The sequence below is a fragment of the Burkholderia sp. BC1 genome (assembly GCF_052683555.1).
Window position 1 is genome coordinate 101187 of record NZ_JBQYLP010000003.1, and the last position, 22855, is coordinate 124041.

21 protein-coding genes are annotated in these 22855 nt (G+C 68.2%); 13 read left to right on the forward strand and 8 right to left on the reverse strand.

From position 1 onward, the window contains the following. Positions 1 to 3: 3 nt before the first annotated feature. Entirely contained in the window at positions 4 to 1152 is a 1149-nt protein-coding gene (gene dgoD / locus ACSHSS_RS02725; RefSeq protein WP_006398370.1) for a galactonate dehydratase, read from the forward strand. A gap of 116 nt (positions 1153 to 1268) precedes the next feature. On the opposite strand, the gene ACSHSS_RS02730 is transcribed toward dgoD, so the two are convergent. Next, positions 1269 to 2201, reverse strand: coding sequence for a CopD family protein (locus tag ACSHSS_RS02730; protein WP_054316353.1), 933 nt, complete (start codon positions 2199 to 2201; stop codon positions 1269 to 1271). 387 nt (positions 2202 to 2588) lie between these two features. Here ACSHSS_RS02730 and ACSHSS_RS02735 point away from each other — a divergent pair, with 387 nt between their 5' ends. The 3 genes from ACSHSS_RS02735 to ACSHSS_RS02745 all read left to right on the forward strand — a co-directional run bounded on the left by ACSHSS_RS02735 (position 2589) and on the right by ACSHSS_RS02745 (position 6246). Further along, a complete protein-coding gene (locus tag ACSHSS_RS02735) occupies positions 2589 to 3353 on the forward strand; it encodes a c-type cytochrome (protein WP_445544543.1) in 765 nt (254 codons plus the stop codon). A gap of 19 nt (positions 3354 to 3372) precedes the next feature. Then, positions 3373 to 4671, forward strand: a complete 1299-nt coding sequence (locus ACSHSS_RS02740; RefSeq protein ID WP_006398367.1) for a c-type cytochrome — start codon at positions 3373 to 3375, stop codon at positions 4669 to 4671. Positions 4672 to 4803: 132 nt separating this feature from the next. After that, positions 4804 to 6246 (forward strand): DEAD/DEAH box helicase, encoded by a 1443-nt coding sequence (locus ACSHSS_RS02745; RefSeq protein ID WP_012212764.1) that lies wholly within the window; start codon positions 4804 to 4806, stop codon positions 6244 to 6246. Here ACSHSS_RS02745 and ACSHSS_RS02750 read toward each other — a convergent pair. From ACSHSS_RS02750 to ACSHSS_RS02760, 3 genes are all read right to left on the reverse strand, one after another. Further along, positions 6240 to 6746, reverse strand: coding sequence for a hypothetical protein (locus ACSHSS_RS02750; RefSeq protein ID WP_012467698.1), 507 nt, complete (start codon positions 6744 to 6746; stop codon positions 6240 to 6242). The genes ACSHSS_RS02745 and ACSHSS_RS02750 overlap by 7 nt on opposite strands. Before the next feature lie 67 nt (positions 6747 to 6813). Continuing rightward, the gene (locus ACSHSS_RS02755) at positions 6814 to 7641 is read right to left on the reverse strand and encodes a ferritin-like domain-containing protein (protein ID WP_006398364.1); all 828 of its coding nucleotides are present in this window, start codon (positions 7639 to 7641) and stop codon (positions 6814 to 6816) included. 290 nt (positions 7642 to 7931) lie between these two features. Then, the gene (locus ACSHSS_RS02760; RefSeq protein ID WP_217263932.1) at positions 7932 to 9572 is read right to left on the reverse strand and encodes a gamma-glutamyltransferase family protein; all 1641 of its coding nucleotides are present in this window, start codon (positions 9570 to 9572) and stop codon (positions 7932 to 7934) included. 202 nt (positions 9573 to 9774) lie between these two features. Here ACSHSS_RS02760 and ACSHSS_RS02765 point away from each other — a divergent pair, with 202 nt between their 5' ends. Both ACSHSS_RS02765 and ACSHSS_RS02770 read left to right on the forward strand, forming a co-directional pair. After that, positions 9775 to 10554: a DeoR/GlpR family DNA-binding transcription regulator gene (locus ACSHSS_RS02765; protein ID WP_043280695.1), complete on the forward strand. Its 780-nt coding sequence runs from the start codon at positions 9775 to 9777 to the stop codon at positions 10552 to 10554. 301 nt (positions 10555 to 10855) lie between these two features. Beyond that, the gene (locus ACSHSS_RS02770; RefSeq protein ID WP_006398360.1) at positions 10856 to 11053 is read left to right on the forward strand and encodes a phage tail assembly chaperone; all 198 of its coding nucleotides are present in this window, start codon (positions 10856 to 10858) and stop codon (positions 11051 to 11053) included. Between the two features lie 90 nt (positions 11054 to 11143). On the opposite strand, the gene ACSHSS_RS02775 is transcribed toward ACSHSS_RS02770, so the two are convergent. Next, positions 11144 to 11512 (reverse strand): hypothetical protein, encoded by a 369-nt coding sequence (locus tag ACSHSS_RS02775; protein WP_043279198.1) that lies wholly within the window; start codon positions 11510 to 11512, stop codon positions 11144 to 11146. Between the two features lie 169 nt (positions 11513 to 11681). On the opposite strand from ACSHSS_RS02775, the gene glpD reads away from it, so the two are divergent. The 3 genes from glpD (at position 11682) to ACSHSS_RS02790 (ending at position 15604) form a co-directional block, all read left to right on the forward strand. Further along, the gene (gene glpD, locus ACSHSS_RS02780) at positions 11682 to 13205 is read left to right on the forward strand and encodes a glycerol-3-phosphate dehydrogenase (RefSeq protein ID WP_445544544.1); all 1524 of its coding nucleotides are present in this window, start codon (positions 11682 to 11684) and stop codon (positions 13203 to 13205) included. Positions 13206 to 13303: 98 nt separating this feature from the next. After that, entirely contained in the window at positions 13304 to 14806 is a 1503-nt protein-coding gene (gene glpK / locus ACSHSS_RS02785) for a glycerol kinase GlpK (protein ID WP_006406533.1), read from the forward strand. Between the two features lie 81 nt (positions 14807 to 14887). Next, the gene (locus ACSHSS_RS02790) at positions 14888 to 15604 is read left to right on the forward strand and encodes an MIP/aquaporin family protein (protein WP_445544545.1); all 717 of its coding nucleotides are present in this window, start codon (positions 14888 to 14890) and stop codon (positions 15602 to 15604) included. Between the two features lie 109 nt (positions 15605 to 15713). On the opposite strand, the gene ACSHSS_RS02795 is transcribed toward ACSHSS_RS02790, so the two are convergent. The 3 genes from ACSHSS_RS02795 to ACSHSS_RS02805 are packed head-to-tail and all read right to left on the reverse strand — an operon-like array spanning position 15714 to position 18413. Further along, on the reverse strand, positions 15714 to 16949 hold the full coding sequence (locus tag ACSHSS_RS02795; RefSeq protein WP_445544546.1) for an NAD(P)/FAD-dependent oxidoreductase: 1236 nt from the start codon (positions 16947 to 16949) through the stop codon (positions 15714 to 15716). A gap of 4 nt (positions 16950 to 16953) precedes the next feature. Continuing rightward, on the reverse strand, positions 16954 to 17262 hold the full coding sequence (locus ACSHSS_RS02800) for a non-heme iron oxygenase ferredoxin subunit (protein ID WP_006398353.1): 309 nt from the start codon (positions 17260 to 17262) through the stop codon (positions 16954 to 16956). A gap of 35 nt (positions 17263 to 17297) precedes the next feature. After that, the gene (locus ACSHSS_RS02805) at positions 17298 to 18413 is read right to left on the reverse strand and encodes a fatty acid desaturase family protein (protein WP_371441571.1); all 1116 of its coding nucleotides are present in this window, start codon (positions 18411 to 18413) and stop codon (positions 17298 to 17300) included. Positions 18414 to 18556: 143 nt separating this feature from the next. On the opposite strand from ACSHSS_RS02805, the gene ACSHSS_RS02810 reads away from it, so the two are divergent. The 4 genes from ACSHSS_RS02810 (at position 18557) to iolG (ending at position 22719) form a co-directional block, all read left to right on the forward strand. Beyond that, on the forward strand, positions 18557 to 19618 hold the full coding sequence (locus ACSHSS_RS02810; protein WP_445544547.1) for a LacI family DNA-binding transcriptional regulator: 1062 nt from the start codon (positions 18557 to 18559) through the stop codon (positions 19616 to 19618). A 162-nt stretch (positions 19619 to 19780) separates the two neighbouring features. Beyond that, positions 19781 to 20857 (forward strand): xylose isomerase, encoded by a 1077-nt coding sequence (locus tag ACSHSS_RS02815; protein WP_445544548.1) that lies wholly within the window; start codon positions 19781 to 19783, stop codon positions 20855 to 20857. Next, positions 20854 to 21681 (forward strand): TIM barrel protein, encoded by an 828-nt coding sequence (locus ACSHSS_RS02820; protein WP_445544549.1) that lies wholly within the window; start codon positions 20854 to 20856, stop codon positions 21679 to 21681. The genes ACSHSS_RS02815 and ACSHSS_RS02820 overlap by 4 nt, the downstream gene beginning before the upstream one ends. Positions 21682 to 21732: 51 nt before the next feature. Next, positions 21733 to 22719 carry an inositol 2-dehydrogenase gene (gene iolG, locus ACSHSS_RS02825; RefSeq protein WP_445544550.1) on the forward strand — a complete coding sequence of 329 codons (987 nt, stop codon included), beginning with the start codon at positions 21733 to 21735 and terminating at the stop codon, positions 22717 to 22719. The last annotated feature ends 136 nt before the right edge of the window (positions 22720 to 22855 follow it).

Consider the following 22855-nt stretch of genomic DNA (forward strand, 5'->3'; position numbering starts at 1 on the left):
GACATGAAAATCACCCGCCTCGAAACCTTCATCGTTCCGCCGCGCTGGCTGTTCCTCAAGATCGAAACCGACGAGGGCATCGTCGGCTGGGGCGAGCCGGTCGTCGAAGGCCGCGCGCACACCGTCGAAGCCGCCGTGCACGAACTCGCCGACTACCTGGTCGGCAAGGACCCGCGCCTCATCGAGGATCACTGGCAGGTGATGTATCGCGCGGGCTTCTACCGAGGCGGCCCGATCATGATGAGCGCGATCGCGGGCGTCGATCAGGCGTTGTGGGACATCAAGGGCAAGCATCACGGCGTGCCCGTGCACGCGCTGCTCGGCGGCCAGGTGCGCGAGCGCATCAAGGTCTATTCGTGGATCGGCGGCGACCGGCCGAGCGACGTCGCGAACAACGCGCGCGCCGTGGTCGAGCGCGGCTTCAAGGCCGTGAAGATGAACGGCTCGGAAGAGCTGCAGATCGTCGATACCTACGACAAGGTCGAGCAGGTGATCGCGAACGTCGCGGCCGTGCGCGACGCGGTCGGTCCGCACGTCGGAATCGGCGTCGACTTCCACGGCCGCGTGCACAAGCCGATGGCGAAGGTGCTCGCGAAGGAACTCGATCCGTACAAGCTAATGTTCATCGAGGAGCCCGTGCTGTCGGAGAACGCCGAGGCGCTGCGCGACATCGTGAACCAGACCAACACGCCGATCGCGCTCGGCGAGCGGCTCTACTCGCGCTGGGACTTCAAGCACATCCTCGCCGGCGGCTATGTCGACATCATCCAGCCCGATGCATCGCACGCGGGCGGCATCACCGAATGCCGGAAGATCGCGACGCTCGCCGAAAGCTACGACGTCGCGCTCGCGCTGCACTGCCCGCTCGGGCCGATCGCGCTCGCCGCGTGCCTGCAGCTCGACGCGGTCAGCTACAACGCGTTCATCCAGGAGCAGAGTCTCGGCATCCACTACAACCAGGGCAACGATCTGCTCGACTATCTGCGCAATCCGGAAGTGTTCCGCTACGACGACGGCTTCGTCGCGATTCCGCAAGGGCCGGGGCTCGGCATCGACGTGAACGAGGAGAAGGTGCGCGAGATGGCGAAGACCGGCCATCGCTGGCGCAATCCCGTGTGGCGCCACGCGGACGGCAGCGTCGCCGAGTGGTGAGATGAGAGGCGGGGCGCATCGCGTGCGGGACGCGCCAGCGCGATGCGTCGATTGCGATACGGCCGCCGGTCGAACGACCGGCGGCCTTTTTCATTGTGCGCGCCGCGCGCGCGCCGTCATCCGAGCGCCGCGAACCCCGGCACGCTGAACGACAGCACGGCCGCCGCCACGAACACGCCGATCATCGTCAGCGCCTCGAGATGCAGGATGTTGCGGAACGTATGCGCGTCCTCGGTCGACGCGGTGCGACGCAGCCGCGGCAGCGCCGAGAAGCGGTTCAGCCCGCCGAGCACGAGCGCGAGCGCGACGAGCAGCAGCTTCAGCAGCAACACGCGTCCCCACGTGCTGCCGTCGAGCGGCGCGAGCGAACCGCCGAGGCCGCGCAGCGCATTCAGCACGCCGGTGCCGAGCACGAACACGACCGCGATCACCGACGTGCGCGACATCTGTTGACCGATGCGGATCAGCGCGCCGCGCGCAACCGACGAGCCGAGCACCGGCAACACCGCGAGCCCGCCCGCGAGCACGACGCCGCCCCATACCGCGGTGGCGAGCAGATGCACGGTCTGCACGCCGACGGCGGCCGACAGCGCACCCACATCGGCCGCATGGCCGAGCGACGCCTTGCCGGCCGCGATCACGATCACCGCGAGCCACAGCAGCGCGTGCGCGACCGTGCCGTCCGGCTTGAGCAGCGCGACGATCGCGAGCACGACGGCACCGCCGAACGCGACGCTCCACGCGAAGCCGGCATGCGTCTGCGCGAGCACGGTCGGCATCGCCGCAAACGCGCCGCCGAGCCCCGCACCGCTCATCGACGCGGCTTCGTAGACGAGCCAGCCGAGATCCGCGAGCACGAGCGCAAGCGCGGCCGCGACGAGCGAATGTTGCGCGCGCACCCACGCCGGATGCGCGGGCGCGACGACGGGCCGCGCGCCGTCCCTGCCGAGCCAGCCCTTCAGCAGCGCAGAGCCGACCGCCATCGCGAACGCCGCATCCATCAACGCCGCAAGCGCGACCTGCCCGATCCACAAGCTGTCGATCCTCATCGTGCGCACCCTCCCGCGAACGGCAGGTTCGCGGCACGGCGAACGCAGGACGGGCGGCGGGACGGACAGCAAAAAACGGGCAACGGCACGGTAGGAAACGTCATCGAGAAATCCGGAAAAACGGGAGAAATGACTGGGTCGGCGGCACGCGGACGCGGCGCGACCCGCGAGTGTACGGTCTTCGATGGACAAAACGCACGCCGGTTCACGCGGCCTGCGCACGATGCGCGTCAAATTGTCGCAAGTCGGAAACAGACAGGAACCGATGTCCTTTTGCCAAATAGCCGTCATTACCCATCGATGATAGAATGCCGCGTCGCAGCAGCCCGGCTGTCCTGCCGTCATGCCGAGCCGATCGTAGCCCGGACAGGTCCCCGACGAATAAACATGGAGTCTCGTGTGTCTTCAAGACGCCTCATCCGTCCGCTGCTCGCCGTTCTGTTGATCGGCGGAGCGGGCCTTACGAGCGCTGCCCAAGCGCAGACCAAGCCCACGGAGCAAGCCCACGCGCAGCAGGCGCCGCTCAAGGCACTCGATACGATGGCCGAGCGCGTGCGCGGCTGTACCGCATGCCACGGCGTCCACGGCCAGGGCACGGACAACGACTACTTCCCGCGTCTGGCAGGCAAGCCGGCCGAGTACCTGTACAACCAGCTCGTCAACTTCCGCGACGGCCGGCGCAAGTATCCGCCGATGAACTATCTGCTCACGTATCTGAGCGACGATTACCTGCGCGAGATCGCCGAGCACTTCTCGGCCGAGCGTCCGCCGTACCCGACGCCGGCGAAGCCGACGCTGCCGGCCGCGACGCTCGCGCGCGGCAAGCAGCTCGTCACGCAGGGCGATCCGTCGCGCAAGCTGCCGGCTTGCGTCGCCTGCCACGGCGCCGCGCTGACCGGCATGCAGCCGGCGATCCCGGGCCTCGTCGGCCTGCACGCCGACTACCTGAGCGCGCAGCTCGGCGCATGGCGTTCGGGCAACCGCCACGCCAAGGCACCGGACTGCATGCACGACATCGCATCGAAGCTGTCCGACGAAGACGTGACGGCCGTGACGGCATGGCTCGCCGCGCAGCCGGCGCCCGCCAACCCCGTGCCGGCTCCGGCGCGTTCGATGAAGACTCCGCTCGCCTGCGGCAGCGAACCGCAATAAGGCAAGGGAGACAGACATAATGAAACGCAAGTCCCTGTTTGCACTCTCGGCTGTCGCGATCGTCGCGGCAGCGGCTCTCGTGCCCGTGCTCTGGTCGGGCAACGACACGCTGCACGGCGCTTCCGCCGTCGCGGCCACGCCGGCCGATCAGGCCGCGCTGATCAAGAAGGGCGAATACCTCGCGCGCGTCGGCGACTGTATCGCGTGCCACACCGTGCGCGGCGGCAAGCCGTTCGCGGGCGGCCTGCCGATGGCGACGCCGTTCGGCACGATGTATACGCCGAACATCACGCCGGACGACCAGAACGGTATCGGCAAGTGGACGTCGGACGACTTCTACCGCGCGATGCACACGGGCCGTTCGAAGGACGGCAGCCTGCTGTACCCGGGCTTCCCGTTCGCGAGCTACACGAAGGTCACGCGCGCGGATTCGGACGCGATCTACGCCTACCTGCGCTCGGTCGCGCCGGTTTCGGTGCCGAGCCGTCCGCATGAACTGAAGTTCCCGTTCAACAACCGCAACCTGCTGATCGGCTGGCGCACGCTGTTCTTCAAGGAAGGCGAGTACAAGCCGGATCCGACCAAGTCGGTCGAATGGAACCGCGGCGCCTATCTCGTCGAAGGCCTCGGCCACTGCTCGATGTGCCACACGTCGATCAACATGATGGGCGGCCCGGTCAATTCGGCAGCGTTCGCCGGCGGCCTGATCCCGCTGCAGAACTGGTACGCGCCGTCGCTGACCAACGACAAGGAACTCGGTCTCGGCGACTGGCACGTGCAGGAGCTGTCCGACCTGCTGCAGGCCGGCGTGTCGAACAAGGGTGCGGTGTTCGGTCCGATGGCCGACGTCGTGCACAACAGCCTTCAGTACATGACCGACGAAGATACGCGCGCGATGTCGACGTATCTGAAGTCGATCCCGCAGAAGGCCGAAGCGCCGAAGAACATGCAGTACGAGCCGTCGAAGCAGTTCGGCAATGCATTGTTCGAGCAGGGCAAGAAGATCTACGCAGACAACTGCGCGACCTGCCACGCCGAGAACGGCGCCGGCAAGCCGCCTGCGTATCCGCCGCTCGCGGGCAACCATTCGATCGTGATGGAATCGGCAGTCAACCCGATCCGCATGGTGCTGAATGGCGGCTATCCGCCGAGCACGTTCAAGAATCCGCGTCCGTATGGGATGCCGCCGTTCGCGCAGTCGCTGTCGAACCAGGAAGTCGCGGCGGTCGTCACGTATATCCGGATGTCGTGGGGTAACAACGGTACGCCGATCTCGCCGCAACAGGTCAGCGATCTGCGTTCCGCACCGCTCGACTAAGAAGCGGCTCACACAAACGGGGCGCGGCTGCGGGAAACCGCGGCCGCGCCCTTTTGCTTTTGGCGATGCCGGTTTTCCCCGCGCGGGCCGCGCGGCGCGCATCGCCGATCATAAAACTCAAGCGTGGTATCTATGTCTTTCGAATCTCTCGGCCTGGCCGAACCGCTCGTCAAGGCGGTCAACGAGCTCGGCTACACGTCGCCGACCCCGATCCAGCAGCAGGCCATTCCTGCGGTCCTCGGCGGCGGCGATCTGCTCGCCGGCGCGCAGACCGGCACCGGCAAAACCGCAGGCTTCACGCTGCCGATCCTGCAGCGCCTGCACACCTTCTACACCGAGCATCGCAGCGCAAAGCGCGCCGTGCGCGCACTGATCCTCACGCCGACGCGCGAACTCGCCGCCCAGGTCGAGGAAAGCGTGCGTGCGTACAGCAAGTATCTGAAGCTGCGCTCGACCGTGATGTTCGGCGGCGTCAGCATCAATCCGCAGATCGATGCGCTCAAGCGCGGCGTCGATATCGTCGTCGCAACGCCGGGCCGCCTGCTCGATCACATGCAGCAAAAGACGATCGACCTGTCGGATCTCGACATCCTCGTGCTCGACGAAGCCGACCGGATGCTCGACATGGGCTTCATCCACGACATCAAGCGCGTGCTCGCGAAGCTGCCGCCGCGGCGCCAGAACCTGCTGTTCTCCGCGACGTTCTCCGACGAGATCAAGGCGCTCGCCGACAGCCTGCTCGATTCGCCGGCGCTGATCGAGGTCGCGCGCCGCAACACGACCGCCGAGACGGTCGCGCAGAAGATCCATCCGGTCGACCGCGATCGCAAGCGCGAACTGCTCACGCATCTGATCCGCGAGCACAACTGGTTCCAGGTGCTCGTCTTCACGCGCACGAAGCATGGCGCGAACCGGCTCGCCGAACAGCTGACCAAGGACGGCATCAGCGCGATGGCGATCCACGGCAACAAGAGCCAGTCGGCCCGCACGCGCGCGCTCGCCGAGTTCAAGAACAACACGCTGCAGGTGCTCGTCGCGACCGACATCGCCGCGCGCGGGATCGACATCGATCAGCTGCCGCACGTCGTCAACTTCGATCTGCCGAACGTGCCCGAGGATTACGTGCACCGCATCGGCCGCACGGGTCGCGCAGGCGCGACCGGCGAAGCCGTGTCGCTCGTGTGCGTTGACGAGAAGCAGCTGCTGCGCGACATCGAACGGCTGATCAAGCGCGAGATTCCGCGTGAAGTGATCGCGGGCTTCGAGCCCGATCCGAATGCGAAGCCCGAACCGATCCAGCAGCGTCGCGGCCAGCAGCCGCGCGGCGGTGGCGGCAATGGCGGCGGCGGTGGCGGCAATCGTGCGCCGCGCGCCGGCGGCGCCGCCCAGCAGCCGGGCGCGAAGCGCGACGGCCAGGCACCGAAGCCGAAGGCGGCCGCCAAGCCGCGCCCGCAGGGCGGCGGCAACGGCAACGGCGCGCGCCCGTCAGGCGGCAACGGCGCACGTGCCGCAAACGGCAACGCCGCGCACCCGAACCGCAACCGTTCGTCGCGCAGCGGCCAGCGCGGTCACTGAAGCCGTGCAGCCGCGCGCCGCAGGTGCTCGACCTGGCGCTGCCAGCGTGCGAGCACCGCGGTGCGCTCGCCTTCCAGTGCAAACGTGACACCCGTCGCGAGACGCGCATAGCCGACGCGCTGCGCATCGCCGTGCGCGATTGTCGCAGCGAAGCCGGCCAATCCGCCGAACGTCCCTTCGAGCGGCGTGACGTCGAGTTGCGCCTGATAGAACGCGCCGTCCGCAACGAGCGTCAGCGCGGCCGCACGCCGCTGCGCGAGCGCGCGCGCCGCACGCGACTGCGGCCATAGCGCGAGCAACAGCGTGCGCGGATCGCGCGCATAGATTTCGCCGACGCTCAGCAGCGTCGTGCGCAATTGTCCGTCGTCGGTCGCGACGAGCAGCGACGCGGCGAAATCGGCGTGACGCTCGAGCGCGGTGCCGTCGAACAGCGAGACGACGGCCGGCGGCCACGCATCGAACGTCCATTGTTCGAGCGCGTGGCGATGGGATTCGGTCATGGTGGCGAAGCCGGCTGGCGGTAAACGGCGGAACCGCAGCATAGCGGCCGCGGCCCCGCGTTGTCGATCAGCGGAAGAACACGTGCTGCGTGATCTTCGTGAGCGGATAGTGCACGCCGGGCTGGATCTTCGCGGGCAGATCGAGCGGCTTGAGCAGCATCTTCACGCACATGTCGGCCGACAGATTGCGGCGCACGAGCGAGTTGATGCGTGCGACGCGCGCACGGCTGTATTCGCTGTCGCCGACGCGATCGGGATACCGCACCGCGAACACGTGACGCAGCGCGATCTCGGAATCCTCGTTCTTGATTTCCATCACGCGACGCATCAGCGCGCCGAGCACCGCGAGGCGGCCGTTGCCTTCGAGCTGGTTGTACTTCTTGAAAAATTTGAAGAAGTGCTTGTAGTGGCGCACTTCGTCGGTACGGATGTTGTCGGTGATTTCCTTGAGCACCGGCTCGTCCGAGCACTCGTTGATCGCGCGATACAGCGTGGCCGTGCCCGTCTCGACGACGCAGCGCGCGACCATCTCGAGCGCGCGCGTCTTCTCGAATGCTTCGACCGAGCACGTCTTCGAATACTCGTCGAAGAAGTTGGCGAACGCCGTATCCCAGTCGAACTCGGGCCACACGTGCGCGATGTAGGCCTTCAGCGCGCGGCCGTGCTGCAATTCTTCGTGCTCCCATGCATTGTTGAGCCACGCGGACACTTCGGGATCGTCGTTGAAGAACTCGCTCAGATTGCTCGTGTACAGATCGGAGCCGCTCTCGATGAACGACGCTGCGCACAGCAGCAGCAGCAAGTCCTCGTTCGCGGCCGCGCGCTGACGATCGATCCGGTTGAGGTCGATGTCTTCGATTCGCCACGGCATGACATGCGTCGTTTCAGTGTGCATGGTGGTGCGCTCCCAGACGTCGCACCGGGCGGCCCTCCGTGCCTTCGGCACGGCGACCGACCGCGGGCGGCGTTTTGCTTGCGTTTATAGTAGGCTGGTCCGGCCGAACCATCATCACGGCATCTTAGCCGGACTTTGAAGTTCGTGCTTCAGAGCACTGACCATACCCGCCTGACGCAGTTCCGCGGCATCCATTGCCGAATGTTAGACGCGTCATTCGAATCGCGCGCACCGAGCGAAACGGGCGGCCGTTCGGCCGCCCGCGCATCGCGACAGCGGAAAGGAATCCGTCAGAAACCGGCGGCGAGACCGTCGCGGCGGCTGTCGCTCGCGGCGACGTAGCCGCGATCGGGATCGTCCGGATCGAGCCGCCACACGAACTGGCCCGAGCCGAAATCCATGTAAGGATCGTCGATCGACTTGATCGTATGGCCGCGCGCGGCCAGCGCCTCGACCGTCGCGCGATCCATCGTCGCTTCGACGTCGAGCGTGAAGTCGCGATTGACCTTCCATCGCGGCGCGCAGCACGCGGCCTGCGGCTGCTGCCCGTAGCCGAGCATCCGGACGATCGTCTGCAGATGGCCCTGCGGCTGCATGTCGCCGCCCATCACGCCGAAGCTCATCACGGCCTCCGTGCGCCCGCCGGCCTCCTCGGTCACGAACGCCGGGATGATCGTGTGGAACGGCCGCTTGCCGCCGGCCACCACGTTCGGCGACGCCGGGTCCATCGAGAAGCCGTGCCCGCGGTTCTGCAGCGCGATGCCCGCGCCGGGCACGACGAGGCCCGAGCCGAAGCCCATGTAGTTCGACTGGATGAAGCTGACCATCATCCCGCGTTCGTCCGCGGCCGACAGATAGATCGTGCCGCCCGAATGCGGGCGGCCGGCCTCGAAGTGCGTCGCGCGCGTGCGGTCGATTTGCTTCGCGCGCGCCGCCAGATAGGCGTCGTCGAGCATCTGCCCGGGTGTGACTTCCATCGCGCGCGGATCGGCAACGTAGCGGTAGACGTCCGCGAACGCGAGCTTCATCGCCTCGATCTGCAGATGCTGCGAATCGGCCGAGTCGACGGGCCAGTCCGTCACGCCCGCGTGCTCGGCGATCCCGAGCGCGATCAGCGCGGCGATGCCCTGCCCGTTCGGCGGAATCTCGTGAATCGTATGGCGACCGAAGCGTTTGCCGATCGGCTCGACCCATTCCGGACGATAGGCGCGCAAGTCTTCCGCGCTCAGTGCGCCGCCGCCTTCGCGCGCGAACGCGACGAGCTGCTCGGCGAGCGCCCCTTCGTAGAAGGCGCGCGCGCCTTCGTTCGCGAGCGTGCGCAGCGTCTTCGCATGGCCGGGCAGGCACATGCGCTCGCCGACGAGCGGCGCGCGGCCGCGCGGCATGAAGGTCTCCGCGAAGCCGGGCAGCCCCTGCAGCTCCGGCACGGCGGCCGCCCACTTGTGCGCGACGATCGGCGACACCGAATAGCCGCGCTCCGCGATGTCGATCGCCGGCTCGAGCAGGTCCGCGAACGGCAGCGAGCCGAACTTCGCGTGCAGCGCTTCCCAGCCCGCGATCACGCCGGGCACCGTGACGGTGTCCCAGCCGCGCGTCGGCTTGCGCGCGATGCCGTGCGCGTCCTCGCCGTGGCGCCGGCGGAAATAGTCGACGCTCCACGCGGCCGGCGCGACGCCCGACGCGTTCAGCCCGTGCAGCTTGCCGCCGTCCCAGACGAGCGCGAACGCATCGCCGCCGAGCCCGCACGAGACGGGCTCGACGACCGTGATCGCGGCCGCGGCCGCGAGCGCCGCGTCGACCGCGTTGCCGCCCTTCCACAGCATCCGCAACCCGGCCTGCGCGGCGAGCGGATGCGACGTCGATACGACGTTGCGCGCGAACACCGGGATGCGGGGCGTCGGATACGGGTTGTGCCAGTTGAAATCAGTCATCGGTCTACCTCGTCGAAAACGAATGGAATGCGCCCCCGCGCGCGGGGAATCCGCCATTGCATCGCGATCGGCGTAATCGCACAAATTCATTTGTGAAATGAATCCATGTGCATTTCGCATGAATCGGGTGTACCCGCGTGCCGGCGGCGCGACGGACACCCTTACAATATCCGCTTCGTTTTCACGCCCCCGACCGTCGAACATGAGCAGAGATCCCCGCCTCACCCTGAACGCGCGCCAGCAGGAATTGCTCGAATGGGTGCAGCGCGACGGCTTCGTGACCGTCGACGATCTCGCCGCGCATTTCGCCGTCACGCCGCAGACGATCCGCCGCGACGTGAACTGGCTCGCCGACCTGAACCTGCTGCGCCGCTATCACGGCGGCGCGAGCCTGCCGACCAGTTCCGAGAACGTGTCGTACACCGCGCGGCAGCGCATGTTCCACGACGAGAAGCGGCGCATCGCGGCGCTCGCGGCGTCGCACATCCCCGATCAGGCGTCGCTGTTCATCAACCTCGGCACGACCACCGAGGAAGTCGCGCGCGCGCTGAACCGCCATCACGGGCTGCGCGTGATCACGAACAACCTGAACGTCGCGTCGATGATGAGCGGCTACCCCGACTGCGAGGTGCTGATCACCGGCGGCATCGTGCGGCCTTGGGACAAGGGCATCGTCGGCGAACTCGCGATCGACTTCATCCGGCAGTTCAAGGTCGACTACGCGATCATCGGCACGTCGGCGATCGAGGCCGACGGCACGCTGCGCGACTTCGATACGCGCGAGGTCCGCGTCGCGGAGGCGATCATCGAGCATGCGCGCACGGTCTACCTCGTCGCCGATCATTCGAAGATCGGCCGGCCGGCGCTCGTGCGCCAGGGCCATCTGAGCCAGGTCCACGCGCTGTTCACCGACAAGCCGCTGCCGGCCGAGATGGCCGATACGATCGCCGCGGCCGGCACGCAGGTGTACGTCGCCGAATGATCGGCGCGATGCTGCGCCGCATCGAGAACTTCAAGTGAAATCAAGAAGTTCGCCGCGCGGCCGGACCGCTTGCAGATGGCGTGCCTGTCAAACGGAAAATTAACGGGGCACGATTTGTCGTTGCCTGCGCACTCGACTAGACTCCAGTTCCCCGGCCCGTTTGCCGCTCCGCCTGTGCCAGGGCGAGCGCGAACCGCATGGCCGGCGAATGCAGCTTTTCCCCCCAAGCCATCCCCCGCGGGGTACGTGCGCCGGCATCGATGCCGGCCGCGCGGGCAGACCGGTTGCCATGGAGAGAACGATGCTGAGTCCGCATGAATTCGCCACGCTATTGCTTGTGAAAGACGCACCCGACCAGACCAGCATGGATCGGGAAGAACTCGACGCGCTGCTCGAACAACAGCTCGTCCGCCTCGAAGGGCTCGGATCGGGGCGAAAATACTGCGTGACCGAAACCGGTGACGCCACGCTGCGGTCGATCAAATACCGCTATTCGTAAGTCCCGCCGTTTGTGACCTGCCCGCGGCCGGCCTACCCGGCCGCGCCGCGTTTTCAGGCCCACCGCTCCCGTTGTTTCGCTCCGCTCGCTTCAGCCGCCGCGCAAGGTCGGATCGACCGCCGCGCGCCAGCTGACGGCCTGCGCCCGCGCGCCGTTCAGATACGCGATCCAGCCGGCGCGGCCCGGCGCGTCCGGCGCCGCGTAATGCGCGGAAAGTTCGTTTACGAACGCGCAGTAGTTCGCCTGGGACAGCCCGCGATAGCGCTTCGCGACGTACGCGTCGTACAGCGCCGAGTAGACCGGCTGCGCGTCCGCGCCCCAGTCGCGCGCGGTGCCGCCGCACGCCGTCTGCAGATCGACGAACGACGGCGCCCGCCAGTTGCCGGCGAGCGGCGGCGTGCCTACGCTGCAGGCCGCCAGCACCACGGCGCACGCGCCGATCCCCATCCCAATACGCATGATTCACCTCGCGAAACGGTCGATCCCGCCAGTATCGTCCGGGAACGCGCGGCGCGCCACCCGCCCCTCTTTTTCGAACTTTACTTTTTCGATTTCGTTCGTTAAATTTCGAATTCGAACATTTCGTGTTCGATCCATGAACTCGACTCTCGAACGATAAGGACAGCAGGTGAATCAACCGAATCGCTACGATCTGCTCGTCGTCGGCGGCGGCATCAACGGCGCGGGCATCGCGCGCGATGCGGCCGGCCGCGGCCTGTCGGTTTTGCTCTGCGAGCAGGACGATCTCGCATCGCACACGTCGTCGGCCAGCACGAAGCTGATTCACGGCGGTCTGCGCTATCTCGAGTACAAGGAATTCGGGCTCGTGCGCAAGGCGTTGCAGGAGCGCGAGACGCTGCTGCGCGCGGCGCCGCACATCATGTGGCCGCTGCGCTTCGTGATGCCGCACATGCCGAACCTGCGTCCGGCCTGGCTGATCCGCATCGGCCTGTTCCTCTACGATCACCTCGCGAAACGCGAGCTGCTGCCCGGCTCGCGCGGCATCGACATGCGCCGCCATGCGGCCGGCGCGCCGCTCGTCGATTCGATCCGGCGCGGCTTCGTCTATTCGGACGGCTGGGTCGACGATGCGCGCCTCGTCGTGCTGAACGCGCTCGACGCGAAAGAGCGCGGCGCCGAGATCCTCACGCGCACGAAGCTCGTGTCGGCCGAGCGCCGCAGCGACGAATGGGAAGCGCGGCTGCAGCGGCCGGACGGCGCGATCCGCGTCGTGCGTGCGCGTGCGATCGCGAACGCGGCCGGCCCGTGGGTCGGCGACGTGCTGCACGGCGCGCTCGGCCGCGGCGCGCATCACAGCGTGCGGCTCGTGAAGGGCAGCCACATCGTGACGCGCCGGCTGTTCGATCACGACCACGCCTACATCTTCCAGAACCCCGACAAGCGGATCATCTTCGCGATCCCGTACGAGCGCGACTTCACGCTGATCGGCACGACCGACGTCGAATACACGAGCGATCCGGCGCGCGTCGCGATTGATCGCGACGAAACGCAGTATCTGTGCGATTCGATCAACCGCTACTTCAAGCGCAAGATCTCGCCGGCCGACGTGCACTGGACCTATTCGGGCGTGCGGCCGCTGCTCGAAGACGAAAACGCCGCGAACGCGTCGGCCGTCACGCGCGACTACCGGCTCGAGATGGACGACGGCGAAGGCGCACCGCTGCTGTCGGTGTTCGGCGGCAAGATCACGACGTTCCGCAAGCTCGCCGAAGAAGCCGGCGACATGCTGTGCCGCGCGCTCGGCCGCGACGCACCGGCATGGACGGCCGGCGCCCCGCTGCCGGGCGGCGACATCGCGAACGCCAAATTCGATGCGTTCGCCGACGCATTCGCGAAGCGCCATCGCTGGCTGCCCGCGCCGCTCGCGCGCCGGTATGCGCGCGCTTACGGCACGCGTGCCGCGCGCGTCGTCGGCGATGCGCAGTCGCTGGCCGATCTCGGCGCCGAGATCGTGCCCGGCCTGTTCGAGGCCGAGCTGCGCTACCTGCGCGATACCGAATGGGCGACCTGCGCACAGGACGTGCTGTGGCGCCGCTCGAAGCTCGGGCTGCACGTCGCGCCGGGCACGCTCGACGCGGCGAGCGCCGCGCTCGATGCGTGGTTCGCGGCCGCGCACGCGCCGCACGCGTGAGCAATCGCCCGTGCAATTTGCTTGACCGACGTTGATTCACCGACGCGCCGCGGCATACGGCGCGCATCACAACTAATCCACGGATGGAGATGAGAGACATGCAGGACCAGTACATCCTCGCGCTCGACCAGGGCACGACGAGCTCCCGCGCGATGCTGTTCGATCGCCAGGGCAACATCGTGTCGATCGCCCAGAAAGAGTTCGAACAGATCTACCCGCAGCCCGGCTGGGTCGAGCACGACCCGCAGGAAATCTGGTCGACGCAGGCGGGCGTCGCCGCCGAAGCCGTTACGCGCACCGGCCTGAACGGCACGTCGATCGCCGCGATCGGCATCACGAACCAGCGCGAGACGACGATCGTCTGGGATCGCGAAACGGGCCAGCCCGTCTACAACGCGATCGTCTGGCAGGACCGCCGCACCGCCGACTTCTGCGATTCGCTGAAAAAGCAGGGGCTCGAAGCGAAGGTGCGCGCGAAAACGGGCCTGCCGATCGACTCGTACTTCTCCGCGACGAAGATCCGCTGGATCCTCGACAACGTGCCGGGCGCGCGCGACAAGGCGCGTCAGGGCAAGCTCGCGTTCGGCACGGTCGACAGCTGGCTCGTGTGGAACTTCACGAAGCACGAGCTGCACGTGACCGACGTGACGAACGCGTCGCGCACGATGCTGTTCAACATCCATACGCGCCAGTGGGACGACGAGCTGCTCGAACTGCTCGACATCCCGCGCAGCATGCTGCCGGAAGTGAAGGCGTCGTCGGAGATCTACGGCCATACGAAAACCACCGTGTTCGCGTCGAAGATTCCGCTCGCGGGCATCGCGGGCGACCAGCACGCGGCGCTGTTCGGCCAGATGTGCACGACGTCCGGGATGGTGAAGAACACGTACGGCACCGGCTGCTTCCTGATGATGAACACCGGCGACAAGCCGATCGAGTCGAAGAACAACCTCGTGACGACGATCGCCTGGCAGATCGGCGACGACGTGCAGTACGCGCTCGAAGGCAGCATCTTCATCGCGGGCGCGGTCGTGCAGTGGCTGCGCGACGGCCTCGGCATCATCAAGACGGCCGCCGAGATCGAAGCGCTCGCCGCGAGCGTGCCGCACAGCGACGGCGTCTATCTGGTGCCCGCGTTCGCCGGCCTCGGCGCGCCGCACTGGAACGCGCGCGCACGCGGCTCGCTGTTCGGCGTCACGCGCGGCACGCGCGACGCGCATCTCGCGCGCGCGGCGCTCGACGCGATCGCGTATCAGTCGCTCGACGTGCTGGCCGCGATGGAAGCCGATTCGGGCATCAGCATCGGCGAGCTGCGCGTCGACGGCGGCGCGAGCGCGAACAACCTGCTGATGCAGTTCCAGGCCGACCTGCTCGGCGTCGATGCGGTGCGTCCGCAGATCACCGAGACGACGGCGCTCGGCGCCGCGTATCTCGCGGGCCTCGCGATCGGCTATTGGAAGAACCTCGACGAAGTGCGCAGCCAGTGGCAGCTCGATCGCCGCTTCGCGCCGTCGATGCCCAAGCAGCAGGTCGAGCGCTGCATGGCCGGCTGGCAGCGCGCGGTGCGTGCGGCAAAGGCCTGGGCCGACGACGCGCAGTAAGCGCCGCGTCGCGAACGACACAACAACAACGCCGGCGGACCGCGCACTGCGCGAGTCCGCCGCGATCTACGAGAGACAAACATGTCACCCTATATCGCAGAATTCATCGGCACGGCGATCCTCGTGCTGCTCGGCAACGGCGCGGTCGCGAACGTCCTGCTCGCGAAGACCAAAGGCAAAGGCGCCGATCTGATCGTGATCGTGATGGGATGGGCGATGGCCGTATTCGTCGCCGTCTACGTGACCGCGTCGTTCAGCGGCGCGCATCTGAACCCGATCGTCACGATCAGTCTCGCGCTCGCCGGCAAGTTCCCGTGGGCGAAAGTCGGCGGCTACGTGCTCGCGCAGATGCTCGGCGGGATGGCCGGCGCGCTGCTCGTCTGGCTCGCGTATCGTCAGCACTTCGCGAAGGAAGCCGATGCGGACCTGAAGCTCGCGGTGTTCTGCACCGCGCCCGCGATCCGCAGCGTCACGCATAACGTGCTGACCGAAGCGATCTGTACCTTCGTGCTGATCCTCGGCGTGCTCTATCTCGCGTCCCCGCAGGTCGGGCTCGGTGCGCTCGACGCGCTGCCGGTCGGCCTGCTCGTGCTCGGCATCGGCATCTCGCTCGGCGGCCCGACCGGCTATGCGATGAGCCCCGCGCGCGACCTGTCGCCGCGCATCATGCACGCGCTGCTGCCGATCCCCGGCAAGCGCGACAGCGACTGGCGCTACGCATGGGTGCCGGTGATCGGCCCGCTGCTCGGCGGCGCCGCGGCCGCCGCACTGTATCTGCATCTGCACGCGACGGTCTGAGCGACGTCGTACGTGCGTCGAAGCGCGCGGCGCCCAGTGTGCCGCGCGCTTCGGCCACCCACGCTCCCTTCTCCGCGGCCGGCGCCGCACGCGCCGCCGCTCGTTCACCTCAGCGCAGCAGCGATTTCAGCTTCACGCCGGTGTCCGCGACGTCGGCGGGCGTCACGTCCGCCGCGCGCTCGACCAGCATCCTCGCGACCCGCATCTCCTTCACCCACGCGGACGCGCAGCCGAACCCGCTCGCCGCGACGAGCCGCGCCTGCGCGTCGAAATGGAAGCGGATTTCCGCGTCGTCGTCGAGCACGCGCGCGACGGTCCGCTCGCCGAGCGCGGGCTCGCCGACGACCTGCAGCTGCGCGTCGTACTGATCGGACCAGAACCAGCGCACGTCGCGATACGGTTCGCCGGCGCCCAGCATGTTGCGCGCGGCGACGCGCGCCTGCGTCTCGGCGCCGTGCCACGTCTCCTGTCGCACGCGACGTGCCGACGGGCCGCCAGGAAACACCGCGACGTCGCCGGCCGCGTAAATGCCGCGCGCCGACGTCTCGAGCCTCTCGTCGACGACGATCCCGCGGTCGACCGCGAGCCCCGCGTCGCGGGCAAGTTCGTCGGCCGGCTCGATGCCGATCCCGACGACGACCGTATCGGCGATCAGCATGTCGCCGTCGTCGAGCACGACCGCGAGCGCGCCGCCCGCCGTGCGCTCGATCGCGACCGGCGCGCGATTGAGCCGGATCGCGACGCCGTGCCGAACGTGCAGCGCATGCACGCGCGCCGCGATCGTGTCCGGCACCGCGCGGCCGAGCACGCGCGCCGCGGCGTCGAGCACGGTCACGCGACAGCCGCGCCGGCGCGCCGACGCCGCGACTTCCAGCCCGATGAAGCCGCCGCCGATCAGCACGATGCGTGCATCGCGCACGAGCCGCGCGCCGAGCGCCGCGGCGTCGTCGAGCGTGCGCAAGGCGAGCACGCCGTCGAGATCGGCACCGGGAATCGCGAGGCGCCGCGCGCGGGCGCCGGTCGCCAGCAGCAGCGCGTCGTACGCGAACGCGCGGCCGTCCGACACGCGTATTTCGCGCGCCGCCGGATCGATCCGCTCGACGGTTGCGACGATCGGCTCGATCGCGTCCGCACGCCAGGCGTCGCGATCGCGCAACGCGCATTGCGCGGCACTGCGCTCGCCGGTCAGCACGCCTTTCGACAGCGGCGGCCGTTCGTACGGCAGATGCGGCTCCGCACCGATCAGCACGATGCGCCCGCGCCAGCCGTGTTCGCGCAGCACCTGCGCCGCACGGCCGCCCGCGTGGCCCGCGCCGACGATCGCCATCACGCGGTCGTTCGTCATGCCGTCATACCTCGATCAGCACACGGCCGTCCTCGACCCGCGCGCGATACGTGCGCAAGCGCTCACATGCGGGCGCCGACAATGCGCGGCCGTCGCGCACGTCGAAGCGGCCGTTGTGCTTCGGACATTCGATCACGTGGTCGATCACGAGGCCGTCCGCGAGATGCACGCGTTCGTGCGTGCACATCCCGTCGCTCGCGTACACGTGTCCGTCGATCCGGTAGATCGCGTACGTGCGGCCGTCATGGTCGAAGCGCACGACGTCCTCGTCGTCGATGTCGTCGAAGCCGACGGCGTCGATCCATTGCGTCATGATGCGTGTCTCCTTCGTTGGTAGTTGAATGAACGTCACGCGCGCGCCGCATCGGGCACCGGCCGCACGACGTGATGGGACGGGTCGCGCGTCTGCCGGATCAGCGCCGGCACGATCTCCGCGTAGGCCGCGAGCGTGCTCGGATACGGCGGCGGCATGTCGGCCTTCACGGCGTCGTGCAGCTTCGGCAGCGCGTGGAACGGCACCATCGGAAACATGTGATGTTCGACGTGGTAGTTCATGTTCCAGTACAGAAAACGGAACACCGGATTCATCATCACCGTCCGGCAATTGCGCCGATGATCGAGCACGTTCTCGGGCATGCCCGCGTGCTGCGTGAGCCCGAAGTACAGGTACAGCCACGCGCCGTACAGGCTCGGCAAGCCGACATACAGCAGCGGCAGGATCGTTCGCGCATACAGCGCCGCGCCGATCGCGAGCGCATGGATCGCGAGGTGGATGCGCGCCTCGCGCACGACCTTCGGCCATTCCGATTCGCGCACGTAGGTCTGCTCCTCGGCGTCGAGCCGGCCCTTGAGCGCGGCCGCGATCATCTTGCGCAGCTCGCTCGCGACATGCTTGAGCGCTATCACGTTCAGCGCGAGCGCAAGCCAGTCGGTCGGCTTCGGTGCGGCGATTTCCGGATCGCGGCCGACGACGAGCGTGTCCGTGTGATGGCGTGCATGGCTCCAGCGCCACACGGTTGCGCGGCGAAATACCTGGAACGACGCGACCTGATAGAGCACGTCGTTCATCCAGCGCGTGCGAAATGCGGTGCCGTGCCCGCACTCGTGCCAGCGCGAATCGGCCGGGCTGCAGTAGAGCGTGCCGTACAGGAAGAACGCCGGAATCGCCCACGCCGAATGCGCGCGCCACGCGAACCATGCGAGCACGCCGCTCGCGACGATCGACGCGTACCAGATCAGCGTGTCGCGTATCGCGCGTGCATCGCTGCGCTGCATCAGCTGCTTCATCAGCGGCCGCGGCACCGCGCACCGGTACCACTCGGCATTGGCGAGCCCGGCGGCACGCGCGCGCTCGCCCGCGCCGCCGATCATGCGGTATGCGTGACGGCGTGCCGCCGCGGGGTGCCGGTGCAGGTCGTCGTCGGTATGGGTCACGCGTGTCTCCCGATTCTCGTTCGCCGGCATGCGCACCTTGCGCACCGGCATGGAAGCGAAATTAGGCGACCGCCCTGCCCCGCTCAATCGAAACGTTGACGAAATTTCGCCATCGCTTTAGCGTTGGCGCACAACGCCACGCCATGCTGGCGACGACAACGATGGAGACGACCATGGCCGAACCTTCCGGTCCGCGCTGGCGCAAGCGCACCGCGCGCTTCGACGAGATCGCCGCGCTCGCGGGCGTCAGCACGACGACCGTCGACCGCGTGCTGAACGAGCGCGGCAGCGTGTCGGCCCGCGCGCGCGAACGCGTGGTGGCGGCCGCGCGCCAGCTCGGCGTGCCGCGCCAGCTGCCCGACACGCGGCACGGGCTCATCCACGTCGACGTGCTGTTGCCCGACACCGACGCGCCGTTCTTCCACCGGCTGCAGCAGGCGCTGCAGCGCTCGCTGCAGATGCTCGACCGGCGCGTCGTCGTGCACCGGACCATCGTCGCCGCCGCCGACGACGCGCGCGCCGCCGCGCTGATCGAACGTCCCGCATACCGGCGCGCGGCGCTGATCGTCACCGCGCATGACACGCCGCGCGTGCGCGACGCGCTGACCGCCGCGATCGCGCGCGGCGAGCACGTCGTGACGATGGTGACGGACATCGGCGGCATTGCGCGCGTCCACTATGCGGGCATCGACAACTACCGCGCCGGACGCACGGCCGGCTACTACATCGGCCGGCTCGCCGCGCGGCCCGGACGCGTGCTGCTGCTCGGCGGCCGCATGGCTTACCGCGCGCACGCGCAGCGCATGGCCGGCTGCATGGATCAGCTCGGCGAAGCGTTCGGCGCGTTGCGCTGCGATGCGCCGATCGAAACGCTCGACGACGACGACCGCTGCTACCGCGCGGTCACGAACGCGTTGCGCGCGGGCGACGAGGTCGCCGCGATCTACAACAGCGGTGCCGGGTCGGCCGGCATCGAAGCCGCGCTGCGCAACGCGGGCGCGGCCGGCCGCGTCGTCTGGATCGGGCACGAGATGCTCGATCAGCACCGCGCGTATATCGAGGCCGGTTCGATGGACATCGCAATCGACCAGGACCCGGACGGTCAGGCGATCTCCGCGCTGCAGCACGTGCTGCATGCGTGCGGCATCGTCGAGCAGCGGCCGCCCGCCGACCCCGTCGAATTCCGCGTGTTCTGCGCCGCGAACGTGCGCACGAGCGCGTATCTGCAGGCCTGACGCGGCCGTGCCGCGCGCGTGATGCCGCGCGCGAAAAAATCGACGGCCGCGTTGGCGATTTTTCGTCAACGTTCGTCATGCAATGCGCGCCGCGCGGCCGTACAGTTGGCAGCCATCCAGTTCAACACGGTTCGACACCGGCTCAACGACGGACGGCAGACGATGGCTGACACGATCCTCATCGGCGTGAATCTCGACGGCGTGCTCGAGCACGACGGCCTGCCGCCGCCGACGCCGGCCGAGCGGTTCCGGATGATCGCCGACGCGCGCGTGTTCGACTACGTCGAGAAGAACCCGGTGCGCGGCGAAGATCTGACGCCGTACTTCGCGCTCGTCGAGCGCCATGCGCTGCCGATTCGCGTGATCGGCGGCATCTGGCGCGCGGGCCGCGACGATGCGCACGTGGCCGAGATCGTCGATGCCGGCGCGCGCTTCGGCAGCACGGTGCTCAACTGCCAGCTGCATGCGCATCACGCCGACGGCCATCCGCTGTCGGACCGCGAAGTCGCCGACTTCTACCTGCGCACGTACGAACGCGGCGAGCGCGTCGGCTGCCTGCCGTGCCTCGAAGTGCACGTCGACATGTGGAGCGAACGCTTCATGCGGATCGCACGCGTCGCACGGCACGTCGAGCAGGCCGGCGTGCCGTTCCGGCTCACGCTCGACCATTCGCACCTGCTGTTCAAGATCGGCAATCGCGCGGAACTCGATGCATCGGGATTGCACGGCACGGCCGAGCGCATGCGCGAGAGGCTGGACCCCGCGTCGCCGTCGGCCGTCTACACCGAATGGCTCGCACGCGGCTGGGTCCGGCATGCGCATGCGCGCAGCGTGATCCCGAACAATCCGGACAACCGCTCGATGCGCCGTGCGGACGGCCGGCCGGGACGCGGCATCCAGTATCCGTTCGTCGCACCCGCGCCCGGCACCTATCACGATGCCTGGCATGCGGGTGCGCTCGACACGTGGAAGGCCGCGCTACGCGCGCTGCTGCAGTCGCAGGTGCACGCACGGCCCGCGCAGGTCGAGCAGATCAGCTGCGAATTCATTCCGTTTCCCGACTACGGCGGCGGCGCGCGCTATTCGATCTTCGACAACAACGTCGCGTGCGCGCAGTGGCTGCGCGACACGTGGCACGCACTCGCCGCGACGCCGGCCGATACGCACGGCGATGCGGCCGCGCACGACGTCACCCGTTTCGCTCACGCTTCCGTTCGACACCCGAGGACCGCACGATGACGCAAGCCTTCCATTTCTCGCTGAACCGGATCTGCGCGCCGCACATCCCGTTCGATCGCTATGTCGCGCTGTGCCGGCAGCTCGGCATCGACGCGATCGAGATCCGCAACGATCTCGACGGCGCGGAGCTCGCCGACGGCACGCCGGCCGCCGCGATCCGTGCGACGGCCGAAGCCGCCGGCGTGACGATCCTGACGATCAACGCACTGCAGCGCTTCGACCAGTGGAGCGCAGCGCGCGCGGACGAAGCGACGCAGCTCGCCGACTACGCCGCGCAATGCGGCGCACGCGCGCTGGTGCTGTGCCCGACCAACAGCCGCGACGATGCGCGCGATGCCGCGACGCGACATGCCGATCTCGTGAACGCGCTGCGCGCATTGAAGCCGATCCTCGAAGCGCGCGGGTTGCTCGGCTTCATCGAGCCGCTCGGCTTCGAAGAATGCGCGCTGCGCCGCAAGTCGGACGCGGTCAAGGCGATCTACGCGGCGGCCGGCGAACCGGTGTTCCGTCTCGTGCACGACACGTTCCATCATCACCTCGCCGGCGAGGCGATCTTCTTCCCGAATCTGACGGGACTCGTTCATCTGTCGGGCGTCGAGGACGACGACTTGCCGGTCGAGCGGATGCGAGACGGCCATCGTGTGCTCGTCGGCCGCGCGGACCGGCTCGGCAACGTGCGGCAAGTGCGTGAGCTGCTGGCGCGCGGCTATCGCGGCGCGCTGTCGTTCGAGCCGTTCGCCACCGAGATCGCGCAAGCCGACGATCTCGACGCGCGGCTGCGCGCGAGCATCGACTACGTGCAGGGCGAACTCGAACGCCGCTGAGCGTGCGCCCATGCGCGCAACCGACAAGACAAGACACGACAGGAGAACACGATGATCGAATTCGCACTGTTCGGCGCCGGCCGAATCGGCAAGATCCACGCAGCGAACCTCGCGCGCCATCCCGGCGCGACGCTGAAGTACGTGGTCGACCGGCACGCGCCGTCGGCCGACGCGCTCGCACGTGCGCACGGCGCGCAAGTCGTCGACGTCGAACGCGCGCTCGGCGACGTGTCGGTCGGCGCGGTCGTCATCGCGTCGAGCACCGACACGCATGCGGATCTGATCGTCGCGGCCGCGAACGCCGGCAAGGCGGTGTTCTGCGAGAAGCCGGTCGACCTCGGCGTCGAACGCGCGCGCGAATGCGCGCACCGCGTTCGGCACAGCGGCATCACCTGCATGATCGGGTTCCAGCGCCGCTTCGATCCGACCTTCGCCGCGCTGAAGGCGCGCGTCGAACGTGGCGAGATCGGCGATCCGGAAATGCTGATCGTCACGAGCCGCGATCCCGGCGCACCGCCGGCCGACTACATCCGCAGCTCGGGCGGCATCTTCAAGGACATGCTGATCCACGACTTCGACGTGTTCCGCTGGATGCTCGGCGACGAAGCGCAAACGCTGCATGCGACCGGCAGCTGCCTGACCGATCCTGCGGTGCGCGATGCGGGCGACATCGATTCGACGGCCGTGACGATCCGCACACGGCGCGGGCTGCTGTGTCAGATCAACACCTCGCGTCGCGCCGCGTACGGCTACGATCAGCGCTTCGAACTGCTCGGCAGCCGCGGGATGCTGCAGGCCGGCAACGTGCGGCCGACCGAAGTGAGCGCGTGGTCCGCGCAGGGCATCGCGACGGACGTGCCCGAGCCGTTCTTCCTCGAACGCTATCGGCATGCCTACGCGGCTGAACTCGCGCATTTCGTCGACGCGCTGCGCGACGGCACGCCGGTGCGGACGACGATCGACGACGGGCTCGCGGCGCTCGAACTCGCCGAAGCGGCAACGACGTCGTGGCGCACGGGGCGCGCGATCGACCTGTGATGTGTGCAGTGCGGGCGCCCCGTCGCGGATCGGTCGCGCATTGCATGCAGTGCGGGGCACCGCTCACGGCGCGTCGGCGAAAGCACGTATCATGTGCGGGACGATCGGCGCCGCCGACTCCCCCGCTTCTTCACCA